Annotated in this window: 24 protein-coding genes; 6 read left to right on the top strand and 18 right to left on the bottom strand. The window is 65.8% G+C overall.

Annotated elements, in window-relative coordinates; genetic code table 11:
* Positions 1-27 precede the first annotated feature (27 nt).
* A complete protein-coding gene (gene pepN / locus ACZ60G_RS05525; RefSeq protein WP_465807540.1) occupies positions 28-2,610 on the bottom strand; it encodes an aminopeptidase N in 2,583 nt (860 codons plus the stop codon).
* 138 nt (positions 2,611-2,748) lie between these two features.
* Here pepN and ACZ60G_RS05520 point away from each other — a divergent pair, with 138 nt between their 5' ends.
* Complete coding sequence (locus tag ACZ60G_RS05520) at positions 2,749-3,585, top strand: phosphoribosylaminoimidazolesuccinocarboxamide synthase (RefSeq protein WP_465807539.1); 837 nt, start codon at positions 2,749-2,751, stop codon at positions 3,583-3,585.
* Between the two features lie 186 nt (positions 3,586-3,771).
* Here ACZ60G_RS05520 and ACZ60G_RS05515 read toward each other — a convergent pair whose 3' ends face one another.
* The 10 genes from ACZ60G_RS05515 to ACZ60G_RS05470 all read right to left on the bottom strand — a co-directional run bounded on the left by ACZ60G_RS05515 (position 3,772) and on the right by ACZ60G_RS05470 (position 11,483).
* Complete coding sequence (locus ACZ60G_RS05515) at positions 3,772-4,248, bottom strand: NUDIX hydrolase (RefSeq protein ID WP_465807537.1); 477 nt, start codon at positions 4,246-4,248, stop codon at positions 3,772-3,774.
* Positions 4,249-4,307: 59 nt separating this feature from the next.
* Positions 4,308-4,808, bottom strand: a complete 501-nt coding sequence (locus tag ACZ60G_RS05510) for a hypothetical protein (RefSeq protein WP_465807535.1) — start codon at positions 4,806-4,808, stop codon at positions 4,308-4,310.
* Positions 4,809-4,830: 22 nt separating this feature from the next.
* Positions 4,831-5,259, bottom strand: coding sequence for a hypothetical protein (locus ACZ60G_RS05505; protein WP_465807533.1), 429 nt, complete (start codon positions 5,257-5,259; stop codon positions 4,831-4,833).
* A 178-nt stretch (positions 5,260-5,437) separates the two neighbouring features.
* Positions 5,438-5,713, bottom strand: coding sequence for a hypothetical protein (locus tag ACZ60G_RS05500; RefSeq protein WP_465807532.1), 276 nt, complete (start codon positions 5,711-5,713; stop codon positions 5,438-5,440).
* 44 nt (positions 5,714-5,757) lie between these two features.
* Entirely contained in the window at positions 5,758-6,081 is a 324-nt protein-coding gene (locus ACZ60G_RS05495) for a hypothetical protein (RefSeq protein ID WP_465807530.1), read from the bottom strand.
* A complete protein-coding gene (locus tag ACZ60G_RS05490; RefSeq protein WP_465807528.1) occupies positions 6,068-6,355 on the bottom strand; it encodes a hypothetical protein in 288 nt (95 codons plus the stop codon). Before ACZ60G_RS05490 ends, ACZ60G_RS05495 begins: the two co-directional genes overlap by 14 nt.
* A 196-nt stretch (positions 6,356-6,551) precedes the next feature.
* A complete protein-coding gene (locus ACZ60G_RS05485; protein ID WP_465807526.1) occupies positions 6,552-7,727 on the bottom strand; it encodes a helix-turn-helix domain-containing protein in 1,176 nt (391 codons plus the stop codon).
* A gap of 786 nt (positions 7,728-8,513) precedes the next feature.
* Positions 8,514-9,731 (bottom strand): RNA polymerase sigma factor, encoded by a 1,218-nt coding sequence (locus ACZ60G_RS05480; protein WP_465807524.1) that lies wholly within the window; start codon positions 9,729-9,731, stop codon positions 8,514-8,516.
* Positions 9,732-9,737: 6 nt separating this feature from the next.
* Positions 9,738-10,139, bottom strand: coding sequence for a YciI family protein (locus ACZ60G_RS05475; RefSeq protein ID WP_465807523.1), 402 nt, complete (start codon positions 10,137-10,139; stop codon positions 9,738-9,740).
* 96 nt (positions 10,140-10,235) lie between these two features.
* Complete coding sequence (locus ACZ60G_RS05470) at positions 10,236-11,483, bottom strand: NAD(P)/FAD-dependent oxidoreductase (protein ID WP_465807521.1); 1,248 nt, start codon at positions 11,481-11,483, stop codon at positions 10,236-10,238.
* 162 nt (positions 11,484-11,645) lie between these two features.
* Here ACZ60G_RS05470 and ACZ60G_RS05465 point away from each other — a divergent pair, with 162 nt between their 5' ends.
* Complete coding sequence (locus ACZ60G_RS05465) at positions 11,646-12,308, top strand: mycothiol-dependent nitroreductase Rv2466c family protein (RefSeq protein ID WP_465807519.1); 663 nt, start codon at positions 11,646-11,648, stop codon at positions 12,306-12,308.
* A gap of 8 nt (positions 12,309-12,316) precedes the next feature.
* Here ACZ60G_RS05465 and ACZ60G_RS05460 read toward each other — a convergent pair whose 3' ends face one another.
* The gene (locus ACZ60G_RS05460) at positions 12,317-13,459 is read right to left on the bottom strand and encodes a M48 family metallopeptidase (protein WP_465807517.1); all 1,143 of its coding nucleotides are present in this window, start codon (positions 13,457-13,459) and stop codon (positions 12,317-12,319) included.
* A 163-nt stretch (positions 13,460-13,622) separates the two neighbouring features.
* On the opposite strand from ACZ60G_RS05460, the gene ACZ60G_RS05455 reads away from it, so the two are divergent.
* Complete coding sequence (locus ACZ60G_RS05455) at positions 13,623-14,096, top strand: ribose-5-phosphate isomerase (protein WP_465807516.1); 474 nt, start codon at positions 13,623-13,625, stop codon at positions 14,094-14,096.
* 74 nt (positions 14,097-14,170) lie between these two features.
* Complete coding sequence (locus ACZ60G_RS05450; RefSeq protein WP_465807514.1) at positions 14,171-14,986, top strand: Fpg/Nei family DNA glycosylase; 816 nt, start codon at positions 14,171-14,173, stop codon at positions 14,984-14,986.
* 9 nt (positions 14,987-14,995) lie between these two features.
* On the opposite strand, the gene ACZ60G_RS05445 is transcribed toward ACZ60G_RS05450, so the two are convergent.
* The 6 genes from ACZ60G_RS05445 to ACZ60G_RS05420 are packed head-to-tail and all read right to left on the bottom strand — an operon-like array spanning position 14,996 to position 21,389.
* The gene (locus tag ACZ60G_RS05445) at positions 14,996-15,454 is read right to left on the bottom strand and encodes a MaoC family dehydratase (RefSeq protein WP_465807512.1); all 459 of its coding nucleotides are present in this window, start codon (positions 15,452-15,454) and stop codon (positions 14,996-14,998) included.
* A 28-nt stretch (positions 15,455-15,482) separates the two neighbouring features.
* Complete coding sequence (locus ACZ60G_RS05440; RefSeq protein WP_465807510.1) at positions 15,483-16,997, bottom strand: acyl-CoA synthetase; 1,515 nt, start codon at positions 16,995-16,997, stop codon at positions 15,483-15,485.
* Entirely contained in the window at positions 16,994-17,869 is an 876-nt protein-coding gene (locus ACZ60G_RS05435) for an amidohydrolase family protein (protein WP_465807508.1), read from the bottom strand. The genes ACZ60G_RS05440 and ACZ60G_RS05435 overlap by 4 nt, the downstream gene beginning before the upstream one ends.
* A complete protein-coding gene (locus ACZ60G_RS05430) occupies positions 17,866-18,789 on the bottom strand; it encodes an SDR family oxidoreductase (protein WP_465807506.1) in 924 nt (307 codons plus the stop codon). The genes ACZ60G_RS05435 and ACZ60G_RS05430 overlap by 4 nt, the downstream gene beginning before the upstream one ends.
* Positions 18,790-18,814: 25 nt before the next feature.
* Positions 18,815-19,915: an NAD(P)-dependent alcohol dehydrogenase gene (locus tag ACZ60G_RS05425; protein ID WP_465807504.1), complete on the bottom strand. Its 1,101-nt coding sequence runs from the start codon at positions 19,913-19,915 to the stop codon at positions 18,815-18,817.
* A 19-nt stretch (positions 19,916-19,934) separates the two neighbouring features.
* Positions 19,935-21,389, bottom strand: a complete 1,455-nt coding sequence (locus tag ACZ60G_RS05420; RefSeq protein ID WP_465807502.1) for an aldehyde dehydrogenase family protein — start codon at positions 21,387-21,389, stop codon at positions 19,935-19,937.
* A 195-nt stretch (positions 21,390-21,584) separates the two neighbouring features.
* Here ACZ60G_RS05420 and ACZ60G_RS05415 point away from each other — a divergent pair, with 195 nt between their 5' ends.
* Complete coding sequence (locus ACZ60G_RS05415; RefSeq protein WP_465807500.1) at positions 21,585-22,043, top strand: MarR family winged helix-turn-helix transcriptional regulator; 459 nt, start codon at positions 21,585-21,587, stop codon at positions 22,041-22,043.
* Between the two features lie 12 nt (positions 22,044-22,055).
* The gene (locus tag ACZ60G_RS05410) at positions 22,056-22,799 is read left to right on the top strand and encodes an IclR family transcriptional regulator (protein ID WP_465807498.1); all 744 of its coding nucleotides are present in this window, start codon (positions 22,056-22,058) and stop codon (positions 22,797-22,799) included.
* Positions 22,800-22,840 lie beyond the last annotated feature (41 nt).

The following is a 22,840-nucleotide window of genomic DNA, read 5'->3' as shown; positions in this document are numbered from 1 at the left end:
GCCGTTTGTGTTTCAGCGCTGAGTGTTTCAGTCCTGGGCGTCGAAGGCGCGGGCGCGCAGTGCGCGTTCGATGCCCGCCTTGCCCTCGATCACCAGGCGGCGCAGCGCAGGCGGATGGTCATCGGCGAGGAACTTGTCCGCCGTCGCGACGGCTTCCTCGCTGATCGCCCACGCCGGATAGAGCCCGATGACCACGGTCTGCGCGACCTCGCTGGAGCGGCGTTCCCAGACGCCGGGAACCTCGGCGAAATAGCGCTCCACGTAGGGCGTCAGCAGCTCACCCTGGCCGTTGGGCGCGAAGCCGCCGACGATCGAGCGGGCGGTGATATTCGGGACCGAATCGTCGGACATCACCGTCGTCCAGGCCTGCTCCTTCACCTCGGCGATCGGACGGGCCGTCGCCGCGGCCGCGGCGTGCCGCTTACCCGCCGCGGTCGGATCGTTGGACAACTCCGTATCGATCGTGGGGGCGGCGAGCCCTCGAGCGTCGATCTCACCGGCGGCGGCGAGAGCGGTGACCAGCCGCCAGCGCAGATCGGTGTCGACGATCAGACCCGGGAGACCGACCTTCGCCGGATCGCCGTCGAGCAGTTCACCCAGCACCTCGGTGTGCCAGTCCGACAGCTTGGCGCCGGTGAGTGCGTTGACGAAGGCGAGTTGGTGGTCCGAACCCGCCTCGGCCTCGCGAGCGAGCTCCAGCAGCCGGTTGGCGTATTCGGGCCAGCCGGTGGTGGCGGCCCATTCCGGATCCGCGTAGCTGCCGATCGCGGTGTTGGCCTGCATCAGGAGTCGTTGCACCACACCGATTTCGGATTCGGCGCCGATGCCGCGCTGGACCAGGGCGACGAAATCGCGGGCCCGGAATTCGGCCTGCCTGGTCATCTCCCAGGCGGCCGACCAGGCCAGCGTGCGGGGGAGCGGTTCGGCGATATCGGCGATGCGGTTGACCAGCACGTCGAGCGAATCGGCATCCAGGCGCACCGAGCAGTAGGTGAGGTCGTCGTCGTTGACCAGCACGAACTTGCCGCGTGGCACGCCGACCAACTCGGGGACGTCGGTGCGCTCGGCGGAATCGAGATCGAGCTCGACGCGCTTGGTGCGCACCAGCTTTCCGTCCTGGTCGTCGTAGACGCCGACGGCGAGGCGGTGGACGCGACGTTCGCCCGCACCGGGTGCCGCACCCTCCTGCACCACGGCGAACGAGCTGAACTTGCCCTCGGCGTCGACCTCGAAGTCCGGCCGCAGGATATTCAAGCCGGTGGTCTTGAGCCACTGCGCGCCCCAGCCGGACAGATCACGGCCCGAGGACTGCTCCAGCGCCGACAGCAGATCGTCGAAAGTGGCATTGCCGTAGGCGTGTTCGGTGAAGTACGCGCGCAGACCCGCGAGGAACGGCTCCAGACCGACATAAGCGACGAGCTGCTTGAGCACGGAAGCGCCCTTGGCATAGGTGATTCCGTCGAAGTTGACCTCCACCGCGTGCAGGTCCGGGATGTCCGCGGCAATGGGATGGGTGGAGGGCAGCTGGTCCTGGCGGTAGGCCCAGGACTTCTCCACATTGGCGAAAGTGGTCCAGGCACTTGTGTATTCGGTCGCCTCGGACTGGCACAGCACCGAGGCGAAGGTCGCGAACGATTCGTTCAACCACAGGTCGTCCCACCACTTCATGGTGACCAGATCGCCGAACCACATATGCGCCATCTCGTGCAGTACGGTCTCGGCGCGGCGCTCGTAGGAAGCGCGGGTCACCTTGGACCGGAAGACGTAGTCCTCCAGGAACGTCACGGCACCGGCGTTCTCCATCGCGCCCGCATTGAACTCCGGGACGAACAGCTGGTCGTACTTGCCGAAGGCGTACGGCACACCGAAGTTGTCGTGGTAGAAGCCGAATCCCTGCTTGGTCTCGGTGAAGAGGCGCTCGGCGTCCATATGTTCGGCGAGCGAGGAGCGGCAGTAGATGCCGAGCGGGATGGTGCCGTGATCGTCGGTGTAGGCGTCGGTCCATTCCGCGTACGGGCCCGCGATGAGTGCGACCAGATAGGTGCTCATCCGGGGGGTGGTGCGGAACAGGTGCTTGCCGGGATCGGCGATGAGTGTATCGACCGCGGCGGCGTTGGAGATGACCTTCCAGCTCGGCGCGGCGGTGACGCTGATATCGAAGCTGGCCTTGAGATCCGGCTGATCGAAGCAGGCGAACATGCGCTTGGCATCGGCGGTTTCGAATTGCGAGTACAGGTAGACCGCGTCATCGGTGGGATCGACGAAGCGGTGCAGGCCCTCACCGGTATTGGAGTATTCGCAGTCGGCCTCGACGACGAGTTCGTTGCGCTCGGCCAGACCGGTGAGGGTGATGCCCTTGGCTTCGTCGTAATCGGCGACGTCGATCGGTGTGCCGTTGAGCACGGCGGAGCGGACTCCACGGGCGACGATATCGATGAACGTGCTCGCGCCCGCGGTCGCGGTGAAAGTGACCGTGCTGCGGGAGAAGAAGGTCTGCTCGCCCGGCTGCCCCGTCCCGTCGGTCAGGTCGAGCTCGATGCGATAGTTCTCGACCTGCACTGTCGAGGCACGTTCGATCGCCTGGTCGCGAGTCAGGTTCGGTGCGGACATTGGACTCCTTCGTGGTTCGAAGAACATGCATGGGCGGCCCCCCGGCGGGCACAGCACTCACCACAATGCCACCTCGGTAAGGTTGCCCGCGCGGGACTTTTTCCCCTGAACCCTATCGACCAGGATCGGAGCTGCGACGTGAAGCACATCCACGCCGGAAAGGTGCGCGACCTCTACGAGGACGGCGACACCCTGCTGCTGGTGGCGTCGGACCGGGTATCGGTCTACGACGTGGTGCTGCCGACGCCGATCCCGGAAAAGGGCGCGCTGCTGACCCAGCTGTCCAACTGGTGGTTCGAATACTTCACCGATGTGCCCAACCATGTGGTCTCCGCGACCGATGTGCCCGCGGAATTCGCCGGTCGCGGCATTCGGGTCAAGCCGCTGAAGATGGTGCAGGTCGAATGCATCGCGCGCGGCTATCTGACCGGGTCGGGGCTGAAGGAATACCAGCGCACCGGGACCGTTTCCGGCGTCGCGCTGCCGCCCGGTCTGCGCGATGGCGACATACTGCCGGAGCCGATCTTCACCCCGACCAGTAAGGCCTCCGAGGGCCACGACGAGCCCATCACCTTCGCGGATGTGGTGAATCAGGAGGGCCGCGAGGTCGCCGAGCAACTGCGTGACCTGACTCTCCGGATCTATACCCGGGGTGCCGCGCACGCCGCCGTGCGCGGCGTCATAGTCGCCGACACCAAGGTCGAATTCGGTTGGGACGGCGACATTCTCACCCTCGGTGACGAAGTACTGACCTCCGACTCCTCCCGCTTCTGGCCTGGCGCCGAATGGGAACCCGGCCGCCCCCAGCGCTCGTTCGACAAACAGTTCGTCCGCGACTGGTCCACCTCCACAGGCTGGAACATGGAGTACCCGGGCCCGGAGATCCCCGCCGAGATCGTCGATGCCACTCGGCAGAAGTACATGGAGGCATACGAACTCATCACCGGGCAGACCTGGACTGGCGCTCCCCGCTGACGCGAGGCGTCGTGGGGCTCGCCTGCGGTGACCGTCGGGGAGCTTTGCGGCAGCTTGCGCGATCGTCGGTCGAGTGGGATGACATCGACCTCACCAGCCACCCGAGACCTCCTTGCGCGTGGTGCCCGATTCCTGCATGAGGTGCCGGGCACCCCGCCTCGAGAGCGGGCAATCTTTGTGTGCCGTTCAGGTGAGGCGTTCTGCTAAGCGGTCGAGGTAGGGGCGTTGGCCGGTGCCGAGCTTTTCGCGGGCGGTGGCGAGGTCGAACCATTCGGCGCGGTCGATTTCCGGGAAGGTGGCCAGGCGGCCGGATTTGGGCGGCCATTCCATTTCGAAGGTGCCGGGGACAACGGCGGCTGGGTTCAGATCGCCCTCGACAGCCCAGACGGTGAGGTTCTTGGCGGATTTGCCACTGCCGTAGCGAACCTCGCCCAACGGCACCCGCTCGCCCTCGGGCACCGGCAACCCGAGTTCCTCGAGAAACTCACGCGCCGCGGCCACCTCGGCGCTCTCGTATTCCGGTTCGTACTCACCCTTCGGAATCGACCAGGCCCCCGCATCTTTACGCGCCCAGAACGGCCCACCCATATGCCCGATCAGCACCTCGACATCGCCGGAGCCCTGGCGGAACAACAGAATCCCAGCACTGAATTTGCCTGCCACATCAAGCAGTCTGCCGCCTGCCGTCGCCCGCCCGGAAGGGGACCGCGTCGGGTTCTCGGTCAGGCCACGAGTGGCCCGGCCAGGACCTGCCGTCCGTCGCGGGTGTTCACGCTGACTTGTGGTTTCTCGCTACCGATGGCGCGCACTACGGCGAACGCTAATCCGTCGGGCCCGATCGGTGCGATGCGTTCCTCGAGGGTGGACACGACCCACACCGATTCCGCATCGTGGGCGGCGCGTCCGATCACCGCGAACCAGCCTGTGCCGTCGCGGTCGGCTGATTCGGAGCGGAAGCGGGTTCCGTACCGCTGCAACGGCTGATACGCGCCGGTGTGATCCTCGCGCGGCCCTTCCGGCCGTGGCGCACCAAAGGTGATCCCGTGCGTCTCCCAGCTGTCGGCGTCGGGGTGGACGAACACGATGTAGCGGCCACGGCCGCCGTCGATGACGACGGCGACGAGGTCTTCCCGGATGAGAACGCTGACCGGGAGCAGGTCCCGGTCAGCGTCCGTCAGGGCATCAATGGCCACGGTGACCGCCGGATGATTGAGGCTGTCCATCGGCTATGCCCTTCCGTCGGTGTCAGCAGATGGCGGCGATAGTAGTGGAGTCGTCTTCGCCTCGATCCCAGTTGCCGTGGAAAGCGTTCACGACCACCTCCGTGTGGAACCGGTACAGCATTCCGGCGTTGCTGCATGACGCCGAGTACAGCGTTTCCAGATCCGGCTCGGTGGAGGTGTCGTTGCGTTCGCTGTGCATGTAGTGCTTGCCGTCGGACGGGTCGTAGCGCCACAGCTTGGTGGGGACGCTCCGCAGAGTCGGCCGCCCAGTGCAGTGCACCTTGAACCCGAATGTTATCGGCGCGATCGAATTGTGGTCGGTCTTGTACGGCTCGATCGCATGGGGGAAACACACGATGTTGTCAGCGGCCGACGCACCACCAACTTCCACGACGAGTGTCGAGCCGATACCGAACGCGGCGAGCAGAACCACCCTGATCAGGTTTCTCATCACAATCTCCGTTATCAACAACTCTCGCGCTCCACGGGAGAGATCAGAACCGTCCCCGGCCACACAGCCGCGACCAACGTCACGTATGCGATTGCGGCGGCGAACTCACCGACTGTGTACTCGGCCACCTCAACATCCGGGGACGGATCGAGTCGCACTGAGGCGGCGATGTGCTGGCCTACCGCTCGACATATGAGCCGGGTCGTAGCACCCCCGCCTCGAACAGGGTCCAGAACGCTTCATGTTTCGCCCCGCATGAGTCGGCGTCGCAGTTGATGCGCGCACGGAATACGCGGCGCGCTTCATCGACGCTGTACGGATGGTCCGGTGCACGGTGGCATTGGTCGCGAGCGATGCGAGCGAGTATTTCGGTGCTGGCACGTTGCCCGTCGACGTGCACTGGGCGGTCGATGAGGTAGGGCAGTACGTAGAAGACCACGATGCCCAGCGTCACAACCCCTGCGACGGTTGCGCATACAAGTCCAGTCGTCGACACGGCTAGTCGACCTCCATGTCGTCGATCGCGATCGGCTCGACGGTGATCACTGCGTGTTCGTCGAAACCGGGGTGGTCATGTAATGCGAATGCGAATGTCTGGCCGATGAATCCGTGGTCGTCAACCGGCGCCCAGGATCCGTCGTCGTGCTGCAACCAGCCCGCCGGGCGATCGGTTCTGGCGTTGGCATCGCGCATCGCAAGAAGCAGGGCATCGCCCGCGCGGTCGATAGCGGCGGTGCAGTAGCGGCATATGCCGGTGTCCGGCTCGGTATCCTCGCAGGTGCAACGGGGGCAGAGCTTCGCTTTCGGCTCACTGAGCGCCATGACGTAACCCCTCGGGTGATGCATGCTCACTGGAGGACTTGACACCCCATCGCCGGTGCGGCTCTTCCGCCGTAGACGGATCTGCCCACTCGCGGACCGCGTCCGCGAACAGCGCGACCAAATCACCCGGTGCGCCGGAATAGATACCGGGCGGGCCGATGAAGGGATCGCGTTGCGGCAGTGTCGAATTAGACCATTTGCTCAGCGCCGAGAGTTCGGCGTATTCGTTGTTTGCCCCCATACCTTTGCCCTCCAGCTCGTCATTGATGAGCACCCGACGCCGAGGGCTTCAAGGCCACCGACCACGGAACGCACATCGCGGTCGGGATGCCGGATAAGGGATATGGGTTTCGGTCATCACCCGGCGTCGGGGCTATAGCAAGCCTCGCGCCGTGGGTGGGGAAGTGTCTGTGTCACTTCCGGAATCAGTTCACCGAAAGTGACACGAAAGCATGTGATCAGCAGCGAGTTCAGTACTCGAGGCGGACAAGCTCGGCAAGCTTGCGCATTTCATCGGTGAGGGTGCGACGCTGATGGACGATCGTTCCGAGGATGTCACGTGCATAACGCTGCTGCGCAAGCCATTCCGGTGCTGCCGTGCGCAGCTGCTGCAATGTATGAGTGGCTTCGCCGTGCTGGCGCAACTGGGTGTGCGCGTTGGCAACGTCGAGCCGGTGCCGCAGACGACCGGCCGCGGTCGGCGAGAGTACCGCTGTCGGAAGGCTTTCCGCGATGGCGAGCGTCTTGCTCGGCTGTTCGGCGATTACTGCGCATTCGCCGGTGATCTGCGCGACCGTCACCGGCCCGAACAACCTGTTCGGATTCGGGTCATACAGCACCTCGCGGCCGATCCGGTCTGCGGCCGCCCGCGCCAAACTCAGCGCATCCTCTGTCTCGCCGGGTGAGTTGTCGCGTACACCAACGTTTGCGACGTACAGCCACAGCCGACCCCACAGCGCGAGCTGTGAAACCGTCGCGCGCGAGAACCGCGGCTCGATGTCGTCGGCCCATTTCACTGCCAACTCGCGGGCGATGTCGAGCCTGCCTTGACGGAGGGCGGACCAAACCAGAACATTCACCGCGCCAACCGCTATCCCGCGCTCAGGCGCGGTATCGATGGCCTGGTCCAATGTCATTGCCGCAATATCGAATTGCCGATTCTGGGTCAGCATCCAGCCGGTCATACTGAGCAGGCGGGCGCGTATCGCGCGGCCTTCGTGATCGGTGAGAGCGTCGGCATCGCGCAGCAGTGCGGGGAGCATTGCCGAGATCTCTCCGTATCGGTGCTCGTCGATCATCGGCATCAGTGCCTCGTACGCCGCGTGTACGCCCGCGTTCGTCGGCTGCTCGTCGATTGTGTCGTTCGCGTCCAGACCGGCGAGCGCCCGACGTACAGGCTCCCAGACATCCGACGTTTCGGCGTCGGCATACTCGGCGTCGGCGTGTCCAGCCTGAAGCGTCGACGTGCGCGTCCGGAGCGCGATGGCGAGCTTTCGCAATGTCTCCAAGCGGACACTTGCCCGGTCGCCCTGCTCGAGCTTCCGAATCAACGACAGTGAAACGCCGGAGTTGCTTGCCAATTCGCGCTGACTCAACCCGCGCCGCTTCCGCGTTGACTTAAGTCGGTCCCCAAGATCCGCACTCATGTACACCACGCTACGGCTGATTCGCAACCACGTCACTGTGCCGGTCTGGAGGCCCCCGGTCGATGTAGGCGTTGAGACTCGGGTCCGTTCGGCATCAGCGATCGGTCAGCAAGCGAGAGCCTTTCGCTGTTCTACATCATGTAACCCTGGCGTAGGTTGGGACCTTTCCCAGGTCTGACCTGGGGGATTGGTGTTCGTGTCCCCTGAGGAGCTCCACTAAGGCCCCGCCAACGTTGGGATTCTGCTTTTCTATCCCGTTTTGTGTCGACCAAGATCCACTCATCGGCCGGTGAGGCCGCGGTCGAGCAGTTAGTGCTCGACCCGCGGCCTCTTTACTGGCCCATAGGCAAACTCCTACGCAGACCGTGGACGGCGAACGCAACGTCACGTAAGCCCGCAGCGCTCCCAGTGCGAACAACCACTAATCCGCAAAGCATGAGATAGCAGATGAAACAAAGGGATCCGAGCAAGGCGATTTCAAACACACCAACTCCTACGACGGTGCAGGGCAATCAATTGCTGTGCCCGAGCGGCATCTGCGTGCGCTCGGGCCACCTTCGACCCAGATGCAGCCCCATCCAGAGTTGTCGGCCATAGCACCGCGCAAGCATCGCTTGCGTCGCGTACGTAGAGCTGGAACCGCTACTGCGAGGCCAGAGTTTGTCCGATAGGGCAGCAGGCCGACCGCCTCGGTGCCCAAGGACGGCCGAGGGACGGCGAATGCATTCGGGTTACGTGGAAAATGAACGATCACAACCGACTGGCTTCGGGAGTGTCCGGCGGGGGTCAGGGGTGGTGGCGGAGGTGGGCGGCGCGCAGGGTCAGATAGTCGCGTTCGGGGGTGCTGGTGGTGTGGTTGGCGGCGGAGGTGTAGCAGGTGATGGACGCGGCGAAATCGCCTGCCATTTCGTGTAGGTGACCGCGGACGGCGTCGAGGCGGTGATTGCCCGCCAGCTGGTCTTCGAGGGTGTCGGCGAGTTCGAGACCGGCGGCGGGGCCGTGCACCATGGCGGTCGCGACGGCGCGGTTGAGGGTGACCATCGGGTTCTTCGAGATGCGCTCGATTATGTTGTACAGGGCCAGGATTCGACGCCAGTCAGTGTCCTCGGCACGCAGCGCCTCGGCGTGCAGCACGGCGATCACGGCCTGGATCTGGTAGGGACCGGTGAGACCAGAGGCGAGTGTGCTGGTGGTCAACGTGATGCCCTCGGAGATCAACGTGCGATCCCACAGCGCGCGGTTCTGTTCGGCGAGCGGAATCAATTCGCCGTGCGCCCCGGTGCGGGCGGCGCGCCGGGAGTCGGTGAGCAACATGAGCGCGAGCAGTCCGGTGACCTCGGTGTCGTCGGGGAGCAGCCGATGGATCGACCTGGTCAGGCGGATCGCCTCGTTCGAGAGGTCGGTCCGCTGTAGGTCGGGTCCCGCGGTGCTGGTGTGCCCCTCGTTGAAGATCAGGTACAGCACGTGCAGCACCGCGCCGAGCCGCTCGTGCCATTGCGCGTCACCTGGCCGGGCGAACGGGCGGTCGAGGGTGGCCAGCTTCTTCTTGGCACGCGTAATCCGTTGCGCCATGGTCGCTTCCGGCAGCAGGAAGGCATTGGCGATCTCCGCCGTGCCGAGGCCGCCGACCGCACGCAATGTCAGCGCGATGGCACTCGCGGACGACAGTGCCGGATGGCAGCAGAGGAAGAACATGGCGAGCGTATCGTCATGATCGACGGCCTCGGCATCGGGCACATCGCGCTCGAAAACCGTTGTCTCCCTGCGTCGCCGGGCCATATCGGCGCGCACCACATCGGTCATCCGCCGCTGCGCGACCTGGATCAGCCACGCTCGCGGATTATCCGGGAGTCCATCGGCGGGCCATTGGGCCGCCGCCGCGAGCATCGCCTCCTGCAGCGCGTCCTCGGCGGTGTCGAAATCGCCGAATCGGCGTACCAACGTGCCGAGGACCTGTGGCGCGAGTTCACGCAACAGGTCCTCGATGGGCGGTGCTCCGTGCATGGACAACTATTGCTCGGTCGCCGGGGCACCCATCACCGCGCGCACCTCGATGTACTCGCCGATCGGCTTACCACCCGGTCCGGGGGCCGCCGACGCCTGTGCGGCGATCTCCAGCGCACGCTCCGGACTTTCCACATCGACAATCCAATATCCGGCCAGGAATTCCTTGGTCTCCGGGAACGGCCCATCGGTGATGACCGGCGCCGAGCGCCCGTCCGAACTGACCAGTCGTGCTTCGTCCGGCCCGGCCAGGCCCTGCGCGTCGACCAGTTCACCGGTCTTGGCCAGCTCCGCGCCGAGCGCCCGCTGGAAGTCCATATGCGCCTTGATCTCCTCCGGCGTCCACTCGGTGATCGGGACGTCGCAGCTGGCGGCGGGCCCATAGGTCTTGAGCAGCATGTATTTCATTTCCGGTCTCCTAGCCTGCGGTGCGCCCGGCGGCGCGCTCGCGATGAGGTCGGAGCTGGGTGCGCCGATTCGACGCATCCTCGATAGTGATCCACGTCACAGCGGCGCGGAGGTGTCGGCGAGTCGTTCCGGATCGACCTGCTGGCCGATCAACTCCTTGATCCGGTCGGTCACATCCCAGACATTTACATTCATCCCCGCCAGCACCCGGTTCCCGGCATCGAGCCAGAACGCGACGAACTCGCGCTTCGCCACATCACCGCGCACGACCACCCGCGCGTACTCACCGGTCGCGGCATATCCGGTGTACTCCATGCCCAGGTCGTATTGGTCGGTGAAGAAGTACGGCAGGCGTTCGTAGGAAGCCGACTTGCCGAGCATGGTCTGCGCCGCGACGGCGGGCTGATTGAGCGCATTCGCCCAGTGCTCCACCCGAATTCGACGCCCGAGCACCGGATGCAGCGCGTCGGCGATATCGCCGACCGCCACGATATCCGGGTCACTGGTGGCCAGGCTCGCGTCGACGAGTACGCCGCCGTCGGTCGCCAGCCCCGCGTTCGCGGCCAGTTCGATATTCGGCCGCGCGCCGACCGCGACGAGTACCGCATCGCCCTCGATCACGGTGCCGTCGGTGAGTCGGACGCCGCTCGCCAGCTCCACCCCTCCCTGACTAGCGGTGATTGCCCCGGCCTGATGAGTGGTGATCGACTCGACCTGCCCGCCGAATCGCAGGTCGACGCCGTGGTCGCGGTGCAGATCCGCGAAGACCTGACCCATCTCGGGGCCGAGCGCCGCCAAGAGCGGCAGTTCGGCGGATTCGACAATGGTGACCTCGACCTGGGCGGCGCGCGCGGCCGAGGCGACCTCGAGCCCGATCCAGCCCGCCCCGATGATGACCAGCCGCCGGGCCGAGCCGAACAGCTCGATCAGACTGTCGGAATCGCCGATGGTGCGCAGCGTGTACACCTCGCGCGCATCCATGCCCGGAATCGGCAGGCGGCGCGGTGTCGAGCCGGTCGCGAGTGCGAGCTTGTCGTAGCCGAGCGTCGAACCATCCGGCAGCGTCACGGTTTTCGCGCTCGGATCGATCGCGCCGACCTCGGTGCCGAGCCGGACGTCGATATGGTGATCGCGGTACCACTGGCCCGGGTCGACGGTGAATTCCTCGAGCGATTTCTTTCCGAGCAGATGTTCCTTGGACAGCGGTGGTCGCTCATATGGCAGGTAATCCTCGGCGCTGACCAGCGTCACGGTTCCGGCGAAATCGTTGGCGCGCAGTGCTTCCGCCAGTTTGGCCGCGGCCAGCCCGCCGCCGACGATGACGAAATGCTGATCAGAGGTCATAACGGACTCCATTTCGGGAGGGAACCGGACGCCTGCGTGTCACCCTACTGGGACCCGAGGCCGCCTTTCGGAAAATCGGGCGTCCGGTCCGGGAACGAATCGCGCGCCCGCGTGGTTGGCCACGGATAGTGGCGCGGCGAATCCGCGCGTTACGAGCGTGCGATGGAGAGGAACAGCTCTGTGAGCGAGACGACCACCAAGAACGTTGCCGATTTCTGGTTCGACCCGCTGTGCCCCTGGTGTTGGATCACCTCCCGCTGGATTCTCGAGGTCGAGCAGGTCCGCGATATCGAGGCCCGTTTCCACGTGATGAGCCTGTCGGTGCTGAACGAGGGCAAGGAGGGGCTGCCGCCGCAGTACGAGGAGCTGCTCGCCACCGGCTGGGGTCCGGTCCGGGTCGCCATCGCCGCCGCCAAGGAGCACGGTGACAAGGTGCTCTCCCCGCTCTACACCGCGATGGGCACCCGCATCCACAACCGTCGCGAGGAGTACGCGCGCGATTCCCGCAAGGAATCCCTCGCCGCGGTGATCGCGGATTCGCTCGCCGAGGCCGGCCTGCCCGCCGAACTCGCCGCAGCCGCCGAGAGCACCGAATTCGACGAGGCGCTGCGCAAGAGCCATCACGAGGGCATGGACAAGGTCGGTCCGGATGTCGGCACCCCGACCATCCACATCAACGGCAATGCCTTCTTCGGTCCGGTGCTGTCGCGGATCCCACGCGGCGAGGAGGCCGGGAAGCTGTGGGACGCGGCGGTCACGCTGGCCGACTACCCGCACTTCTTCGAGCTGAAGCGGACCAGGACCGAGGATCCGTCCTTCGACTGACCGCGGACCTACGGCACGGGTTTCGGCGGCAACGTCGGAACCTCGCCGTAGCTGCTCGGGTACGGACCGGCCGGTGGCGCACCGGCCGGTCGGTTCGGTCGCCAGAACAGCTTGCCGTGCCTGCTGCGGTCGCGCAGTGCCCACATCCGCCAGGTCAGCACCGGATGCGAGGACATGGCATTGCTGATCCAGACGAAGAAGCCCTTCTCGACCGCGGCCCGATCGGCCATCTCATCGAAACCGACCAACTTGTTCAGATACTTGCCCGCCGCGAGGGTGCCCATGGCGCCCGGTGCGCCGATGTGCCGGTTGCAGTAGCCGTGGTTGTCGGCGGTGTACTCCTGGGACCGGATCAATGAGCTGCCGATGATCGGCAGCGACGGTGCCACGAACATGCCGAGCTGACGCCAGTACGAGGTGTGCCCGGCCGCGATATGCCCGACCTCGTGACCGATGATGAATGCGAGAGCCTCGGGTTCGCGTGCGGCGCCGCCGATTTCGAACAGATCGCTGTAGACCGCGACATAGCGCCGGAACCCGTGACCGGAGGCGAAGGCATTGATCTGGCCGTTGCCGAGCACAACATAGGCATCCGGCACCTTGGCCATTCCGAATCGGGCGGCCGCGTCGACCACCAGCTGATAGCCCTCCGGAAACTGGGTCGGCGACATCTTGACGCCGTTGACCCGCATGGCCGCGTAGCCCATACCACGCAGGAACCACACCACGATCGGCGCGAAGACCAGGATGATCAGGTAGATATTCGGCTGCTTCCCATCCAGCACGAGATCGATGCACACCGCCACCGCGATCAGCATCGCGAGCGTGGTGATCACACAGACGACGACCAGCAGCGGAATCTCCCACGGGTGCCGTGCGGGCATGCCGTACGGGGACAGGCCGCGCGGCTGCCGCTGCGGGGGCGTACCGGGCGGGACCGGAGCCACACCGTATCCGTACGGCGCGGGTCCGTAGTGGGGTGTCGGGAATCCGGGGTACGGCGCGGCGGGGTATTGCGGCGACGATGGGTACTGCGGCGAATTGTTCGGTGTGGCGGTCGCGTCCTGAGCCTGCGCCCATCCGCCGAGAGCGGGATAGGGATCGGCGGGAACGCCCGGCTGCTGGGGCGGCTGGGAGTCGTGCGGCTGCATGCGAAGAACTCTATTCATTTGCCGGGGACGAGGTTCGGCGCCGTTGGTGTGACGGACACCGCGGGGGCACATCTGTCGATTCGCCGCGGCGGCCAGCGGTGTTAATCGTGGCCGCACGTCCCCTGTCGCGGCACTGCGAAACACGCCTGACACAATCGCAGCCATGCGCGTATACCTGGGTGCCGACCATGCCGGTTTCGAACTGAAGAATCACGTCAAGGCCCATCTGGAGCAGGCGGGCCACGAGGTCGTCGACTGCGGCGCCCTCGAATACGACGCACTCGACGACTACCCCGCCTTCTGCATCGAGGCGGCCCGCCGCACCGTCGCCGATCCGGGCAGCCTCGGGCTGGTCTTCGGCGGCAGCGGCAACGGGGAGCAGATCGCCGCGAACAAGGTGCCCGGCGCCCGCTGCGCCCTTGGCTGGAGCGTGGAGACCGCCCAGCTGGCTCGCGAGCACAACAATGCCCAGTTGCTCGGCATCGGCGGCCGCATGCACTCCACCGAGGAGGCGCTGGCGATCGTGGACGCGTTCATCTCGACCAAATGGTCCGAGGAGCCGCGCCACCAGCGCCGCATCGACATTCTGGCCGAGTACGAGAAGACCGGTGTGGCCCCGGCCATTCCGGCCTACTGAGCGCGTAATCCGCCGTCCCGCAATGCGACCCGGGTGCATCGGGTCGCATCGGCGGCGGAACAGGGAGGATGTCCGTGCCTGAGGGGCATACGCTGCATCGGCTCGCACGGCTGCACCAGCGACGCTTTGCCGGGGGAGTGGTGCGCGTCTCCAGTCCGCAGGGCAAGTTCGCCTCCGGAGCCGCGCGCATCGACGGACAGGTGCTGACGCGCGCCGAGGCGTGGGGCAAACACCTTCTGCACCACTACGAGTCGGGTCTGGTGGTACATGTGCATCTCGGGTTGTACGGGGTGTTCACCGAGGTGCCGCTGCCGATGGGTGAGCCGGTCGGGCAGGTGCGGATGCGGATCGTCGGTGACGCGTCGGCCGATGATCGCCTGTACGGCACCGATTTACGCGGCCCGACCGCCTGCGAGGTGTACACCCACGCCGAGGTGACGGCACTGACCGAGCGGCTCGGCCCGGATCCACTGCGGCGCGGCGCCGACCCCGAACGGGCCTGGCGGCGAATTCATCGCTCGCGCAGGCCGATCGGCGCACTGCTGATGGATCAGCAGGTACTCGCGGGTGTCGGCAATGTGTATCGCGCGGAACTGCTTTTCCGGCACGGTATTTCGCCACAGCGACCGGGCACCGCGCTCACCGCCGACGAGTGGGACGCGATGTGGACCGATCTGGTCGCGCTGATGCGGGTGGGCGTGCGGGTCGGCAAGATGGTCGTCGTCCGCCCCGAACACGACCACGGCGAACCGTCCTACGCGGCCGACCGCCCACGCACCTACGTCTACCGCCGCCCCGGCGCCCCCTGCCGCCTCTGCGGTACCCCCGTCGCACACACCGTGCTGGAGGGCCGGAACCTCTTCTGGTGCCCCACCTGTCAGGCCGGCTGAACCTCACCCTTACCGGAAGTAGCGGTGCACCATCTGGGCGATGCATACCGGCTTGTCGGCGCCTTCGCGTTGCATGACGGCGTCGACGGTGACTTGGACGGCGCCGTCGCCGAGGTCGGTGGCGTCGGCGAGGGTGGCAGTGAGGCGGACCTTGGAGCCAGCGGGTACGGGGGCTGGGAATCGGACCTTGTTGAGGCCGTAATTGATTGCCATGCCGCGGTTTTCGATGACGAGTATGTCCGACCAGAGCGGAATGAGTAGCGACAGGGTCAGGTAGCCGTGGGCGATGGTGCCGCCGAAGGGGCCGGTCTTCGCGCGTTCGACATCGACGTGGATCCACTGCTCGTCGTGGGTGGCCTCGGCGAACATGTCGATATCGCGCTGCGGGATCTCGAGCCAGTCGCTGCTGCCGAGTTCGGTGCCGATGAGGTCGAGTAGGTCGGTGGGTTTGTCGACGGTGGTCGCCATGTGGCGCGCTCCTTCGGTTGTTGTGGAATTACGTTGTCAGCCCGCGCATTTGGCGCGCGTCGTCGCGGAGCAGCAGGCGCTGGAGCTTGCCGAGGGCGTTGCGGGGCAGCTGCTCGCGGAAGATGAAATATTTCGGGATTTTGTATCGGGCGAGATTTGCTTCGAGATGGGTGCGAATCGCGTCTTCATCGATTTCGTGACCGGCGCGGACGACGATGAATGCCAACCCGACCTCACCCCATCGCTCATCCGGCACCGCGACCACAGCGCAGTCGGAGACGCCGTCCAAGCGGGAGATGGCCGCCTCGACCTCGACGGGGTAGATGTTCTCGCCGCCGGAGATGATCATGTCTTTGACGCGGTCGACGATGTGCGCCCAGCCGTCATCGTCGATGCGGACGATATCGCCGGTGCGGAACCAGCCGTCGATGAACGCCTGTTCGGTGGCGTCGGGTCGATTCCAGTACCGGGCAAAGACGTTGGGGCCCTTGACGAGTAGTTCGCCCTGGCCGGGTCCTTCGATGATCTCGCCGGTCGGGGTGAGCAGCGCGACGTCGGTGAAGAAGTGCGGAACGCCCGCGGATACCGGATGTGCGTCGGCACCGTGGCGCAGTGCCATGAGCACGCCGGGTGCCGCCTCGGTCATGCCGTAGCCCTGTAGGGCCTGGATGCCGCGGGCCAGCCACGCCTTGGCCACGTGTTCGAGGACGGGGGAGCCGCCGAAGGCGACGCAGCGGACGCTCGACAGATCTGTGGTCTCCCACTCGGGCGCTTCGCACAGCATTTTCAGCATGGTCGGGGCGAGCGGGAAAACCGTGGCCCGCCTGCGCTCGATGGTGGCCAGGAACTCGCCGGGATCGAATTTCGGTATGACAACGACGGTTCCGCCGGCGTAGAGCGTCGGCAGCGTGATCTGTCCCAGGCCGAGGACGTGGAACAGCGGTGCGGAACACAAGCTGACATCGTCGCGGCCGATACTGAAGTGGGCGAACTGGTTGAGGGTGTTCCAGACGATATTGCCGTGGGTGAGCACCGCGCCCTTGGGGCGGCCGGTGGTGCCGGAGGTGTAGAGGATCAAAGCGGGATCGTCGAGTCCGACCGCGTGGGCGGGCGGTGTCCGGCCGGTGTGGTCGATGATCGCGTTCTCGTACTCCTCGCCCAGGCACAGCAGCCGGGCAGCGGCGGAGCTTCGTGCGAGCGCGTCGATACCGGTGTCGGCACCGACGACGAACACAGTCGGGTCGGCATCGTCGAGTAGACCGGCGATCTCCGGCGCAGCCAGCCGAGTGTTGAGTGCCACGAAGATCGCACCGAGATGCATTGTGGCGAAGAGTGTTTCGAAGGTCGCGATGTCGTTGTGTCCGAGATAGGCGACCCGATCGCCGGGCCCAACGCCGAAATCGGCGAGGGCCGCGGCGAGGGCGTCCACGCGATCGGCGAGGGTGGCGTAGTCGACGCGCCGATCCTGCTGGATCAGCGCGATGGCATCGGGCTCCATCCGGGCCCGCCGACGCGGCCACGAGCCGATTCCCTGGTCCATCATGTCGACCTCAATCCCAATGCGGTGATGGCGTTTTCACGCAGGATCAGGGGACGGACCTCGTCCTTGATATCGAGTTGCTCGAAGTCCTTCATCCACCGATCCGGAGAAATGAGCGGAAAGTCCGAGCCGAACAACACCTTTCGTTTGAGCAGGCTGTTGGCGTACTTGACCAGTTGCGGCGGAAAGTATTTCGGCGACCACCCGGACAGATCGATATAGACATTGGGTTTGTGTGTGGCTACCGCCAGCGCTTCGTCCTGCCAGGGAAATGACGGGTGCGCGATGATGATCGTCAGATCCGGAAAGTCGACGGCCACATCGTCGAGCAGCATCGGGTTGGAGTATTTCAGCCGGATGCCGCCGCCACCGGGGAGTCCTGATCCGATTCCGGTCTGACCGGAATGAAACAGGGCGGGCACCCCGAGTTCGCTGATGGTCTCGTAGAGCGGGTAGACGGTCCGATCGTCGGGCCGGAAAGCCTGCACGCTCGGATGGAATTTGAAGCCGCGGACCCCGTGCTCGACGACCAGTCGCCGGGCTTCGGCCAGTCCCGCCTTTCCTCTGGCCGGATCGATACTGGCGAACGGGATGAGGACGTCGCTGTGCGCGGCGGCCGCGGTGGCGATGTCTTCATTGCTGATCCGCCGGTGGCCGAGTGCGGCTTCGGCGTCGACGGTGAATACGACCGCGGCCATGCGGCGTTCCCGGTAGTAAGCGGCCATCTCGTCGATGGTCGGCGGGCCGGATTCGGCGCCGAAGTAGGCGTCGGCACCTGCCCGGAGCTGGTCCGGTAACGAATAGTGGCCGCAGCCATCGGTTTCGGCGTGCGTGTGCACGTCGATCGCGACGAGTTGGTCCAGGTCCAGACTCATGACAGCTGCTGCGCGGTGGTCGGGATCTTGGGCAGCGGGATGCCGTAGGTTTCGAGCTGCTCACCGATCGAGGAGTCGAACGCCTCGGCGATCGCGTCGGCGGTCCAGCCGCCGTCGAGGAAGGCGTTGCGGATTTCGCTCGGATGCGACCAGAGCGACAACCGGTCCCCGCCGATCCCGATGCATTGGCCGGTGATATCGGCGGAGGCGTCGGAGGCCAGGAAAACCACCAGTCCGGCGACATCCTCCGGAGTGCCGAACGAGGCCGCGCGGCGCACCACCGAGGGGATCGGCTCACCATTCTTCATTCCCTCGACGTAAGGGGCGAGGAAGGGAATCGTCTCGGTCATCGCGGTCGCCGCGTTGGGGATGATCGCATTGACCGTGACTCCGGCCTTCGCGCATTCCATCGCCCATGTGCGCGCCATCGCCGCGATACCGGCTTTGGCTGCCGCATAGTTGGTTTGACCGAAATTGCCGCGCTGCCCGGCGGGGGATCCGGCGAGCACGACCCGCCCGCCGTGACCGGCCTGACGGAAGTGTTTTACCGCTTCCCGAACGCAGGTGAAGGTGCCGCGCAGATGGACGTGGATGACGGCGTCGAAGTCGTCGTCGGACATATTCCACAGCACCTTGTCGCGCAGGATGCCCGCATTGGTCACCATCGCATCCAGTCGCCCGAACGCGTCGACGGCCGCCGCGACCAGTGTCTGCGCAGCCTCGGTGCTGCCGACGGCGACCGGCACCGCGAGTGCCCGACCACCGGTTTCGGCGATTTCGGCGGCGGCCTTCTCGGCGCGGTCGGCGGCCACATCGTTGACCACGACCGACGCGCCTGCGGCGGCCAGAGCCTTGGCGTAGGCGAGGCCGAGACCTTGGCCGCTGCCGGTGACGATGGCGACTTTGCCGGTGAGATCCATATGCGATGTTCCTTTCGAAAGAGGGTCAGAAGATGAGGACGGGTTTGATCGCCTTGCCCGAGGTCATATCCGCGACGGCCTGGCCGATATCGTCGAATCGGTACCGGGTGATCAGCTTGTCGATCGGGAGCCGCCCGCTTTGCATCAGCGAGACCAAAGCCGGTATGGCGGTGCGGGTTTCGTTATCGCCCAGGGTGAGTCCGACGATCTTGCGGCCCGGCAGCATGGCGTTGACATCGAGCGCCACCTCGGCGCCGAACGGTGGTGCGCCGACGACGACCAGCGTGCCGCGCGCGGCGAGGACATCCGCGCCGGTGCGCAGCACGGCGGTACTGCCGGTGGTTTCCACGACGGCGTCGGCGCCACCGGTGATTTCGGTGATCGCGGTGGCGACATCGGTCGTCGTCACATCGATGATGTGCGTCGCGCCGAGTTCCCAGGCAAGTTCGAGACGTTCGGCGATCTTGTCGACGGCGATGATCGTCGTGGCCGGAGACAGCGTGGCCGCCATGATCGCGGACAATCCGACCGCACCGGCGCCGAATACGACAATGCTCGATCCCGGCCGCGGCTGTACGACATTCCAGATCGCGCCGACACCGGTCTGGACTCCGCACCCGAGCGGGGCAATCGATTCCAGCGGCACGTCGGGGTCGACGACGATCATGCTGCGCTCGTCGACCAGCGCGAGTCGGCTGAACGACGACTGCCCGAAGAAGTGCCCGCCCAAGGGTGCGTCGTCGCGGGTGATGGTGTGGCTGTCATCGGCTCGCGCACCGCCGATCAGATTGAGTGGCAACCAGGTTGCGCAATAGGCGGGGTGGCCGTCGCGACAGTTCGCGCACGCTCCGCACGAGGTGAACGACAGCAGTACGTGATCACCGGGTACGACACCGGTGACTTCGGATCCGACGCGTTCGACGATGCCCGCACCTTCGTGACCGAGGACGCCGGGCAGCGGAAACGGCAGTCCGCCACTGGCGACGCCGAGGTCGGTGTGGCAGACACCGGCCGCGACCATGCGCACGATCGCCTCGTGCGGTCGTGGTTCATCGAGTTCGATCGCGGAGAGGGTGAACGACGCACCGCCGGATTCGACGACGGCTGCCCAAGTGGAGGTGGTCATGGTGGGTGTCCCTGCGGATTCAATCGAGTGCGATGACAACGGATTTGACCTTGGTGTAGGACGCGAGAGCCTCGGGTCCGTATTCGCGTCCAAAGCCGGAGTCCTTGACACCGCCGAACGGCATGGCCGGGTCGAGCATCGCCCAGTCGTTGACCCAGACGATTCCGGCCTGCAATTTGTCGGCGACGCGATGTGCGCGGGCGAGATCGGTGGTGTGCAGGCCGGACGCGAGTCCGTAGCACGTGCCGTTGGCCAGCGCGATCGCTTCGTCCTCGGTATCGAAGGCCTGCACCGTGAGCACCGGTCCGAAGATCTCCTCCTGCACTACGCGGGAGTCGTCGGCGAGGTCCGCGATCACGGTGGGCTGGTAGTAATAGCCGCCGTCCAGATCCAGGCGTGCACCACCGCACACCACCCGGCCGCCCTCGCGGCGGGCCAGCGCGACATATTCTTCGACCTTCGCGACGTGCCGTTCCGCGGCCATCGGTCCGACCACGGTCGCCGGGTCGCGAGGGTCACCGACGCGTACGCCTGCGACGGCTTCGGCGAGGATGCCGACGACCGTCTCGTACAGCGGCCGAGCGACCAGCAGCCTGGGACCACCCATGCAGAACTGTCCGGTATTGAAGACGAAACCCTTGATGATCGCGCCGATGGCCTTGTCGACGTCGGCGTCGGCGAACACGATCTGTGCGGCATTGCCACCGAGTTCCATGGTCACCGGTTTCAACGCCGCACCGGCCACGCTCGCCGCGCACCGGCCGATCTCGGTGGATCCGGTGAACGCGATCTTGTCCACGCCCGGATGCTCGAGCAGTGCCGCACCCACCACCGGCCCGGAGCCGGTGACGACATTGACCACACCCGGCGGCACACCGGCCCTTTCGAACAGCGTCGCCATGAACAGCGCGCTGAGCGGCGTTGCCTCGGCGGGCTTGTGAACGACGACATTGCCCGCGGCGAGCGCGGGCGCGATCTTGGAGCTCGACAGGATCAGCGGAAAGTTGAACGGCGTAATGGCGGCGACCACACCGAGTGGATCCCGGCGGGTATAGGCGAACGCGGGTAGCGGCGTGCGGCGGGTAGCTCCGTCGATGGTCTGCGCGAGCGCGGCACAGTACTCGTACTGTTCGATGGTGGTCTCGACGTCCACCGATCGGCACAGGGTGACCGGCTTGCCGACGTCGAGGCTTTCCAGCCGGACCAACTCGTCGGCGTTCTCGCGCACGAGCTCGGCGATCCGGAGCAAGATGCGCGCTCGTTCCCGACCGCTGCGGCCGCCCCATTCGGCTCCGGTGAATGCCGCGCGTGCGGCCGCGACCGCGTCGTCGACGTCGGTGCGGTCGGCTTCGGCGACAGTGCCGATGACCCGGCCGGTCGACGGGTCCACCACATCGCTGCGGCCACCCGATGCGGAGTTCCGCCATTTGCCGTCGATGAACAGCTGTCCGTCGACGTTGTCGTTCGTGCTCATGCTTGCTCGGTCCCGTCCCGACGATTCCGGCCGCTCTGCCGAGATGCGTCTGCTCTCATCAACAGGAAACCTGATGGTTTTAGTGATGTCAGCCACTATTCGCCACTGACAGGATTCCTGTCAATGGTCTATTCTCGATTTCGCCGAACATCCCGGATCGGTGCCCGCGACGATGCAGAGGTGAGGAGAGTGCTGGTGACGATCTCGGAGGCGAAGCCGACCGCAAGCCGACTGCCGCGCAGTCAGACCTCGCTGCTGTACGCGGTCAAAAGGGTCGAACTGGCGGTGCGGGCGCGCCTGGACGAGCTGCTGCGTCCGGTCGGGATCACCACATTGCAGTACACCGCGCTGACCGTGCTCGAGCGGCACGACGGCTTACCGGCCGCGCAGCTGGCGCGGGATTCGTTCGTCACGGCACAATCCGTCGCCGATGTGGTCCGCGCTCTGGAGAGTCGCGGACTCATTGCGCGCGAACGCAACTCACGCAACCGGCGCGAGCTGCTGATCCATCTCACCGAGGCCGGGCGGCGGTTGCTCGCCGATGTCGCGGCCGAGGTCGACGCGGTGGAACAGCAGATGATCAGTGGTATGACGGCCGAGCAGGCCGATGATTTCCGCTCGGCGTTGGTCCGAGCCTGGCATGCGCTGTCCTGACAGCCTGCGGCGATGACCCGGTCGTCGGTCCTGGCCCGCGCACTGGTTCTGCTGGAGGCGTTCGACAACGCCCACCCGGTGTTGAAACTGTCGGAGTTGGCCGAGCGCACCGGTCTGCCACAGACCACGGTCTATCGCCACGTTGTCGATCTCGTGCAGTGGGGTGCGCTGGATCGGGCTGCCAGCGGCGGGTACCAGATCGGTTTGCGCATGGTGGAGATCGCCTCCTACTGCCCGCGCGCCAGGCCCATCCGTGATGTCGCGCTGCCGTTCATGGAGGACCTGTACGAGGCGACACACCAGAACGTGCAGCTGGCGGTCCGTGACGGCACCGAAGTGGTCTATGTCGAATTCCTCGCCGGCCGCGACGCCGTATTCGTGCGCACCCGGGTAGGTGCACGCTGGCCGATGCACGCAACCGGCGTCGGGCTGGCCATCCTGGCCTACGCTCCCGCCGAGATCGTGGACAAGATCGCCGACCGGCCGCTGGCGGTATTCACCACGAAGACGATCAGCTCGCCCGATGTGCTGCGGCGGGCACTCGCCGAGGTGCGCCGCACCGGGGTCGCGATCAGCGATGGACAGGTGACCCTCGACGGATATTCCGTCGCCGCACCGATTTTCGGTTCGGACGGTCAAGTCGCGGCGGCGCTGTCGATTGTCGTACCGGCCGGCGACTCCCGCCGGGCCATGTGGGCTCCTGCGGTGCGCACCGCGGCCCATGGCATCACCAGGCAGTTGGGTGGCGGGCGCTGACTTCCGTTCGACGGAAGTGTGTCTTGGCTCACGCATCGGCG

This window comes from Nocardia sp. NPDC102475 (genome assembly GCF_055584605.1).
Note: the sequence above shows the minus strand (reverse complement) of the source record. Positions and strands in the feature narration are given on the sequence as shown.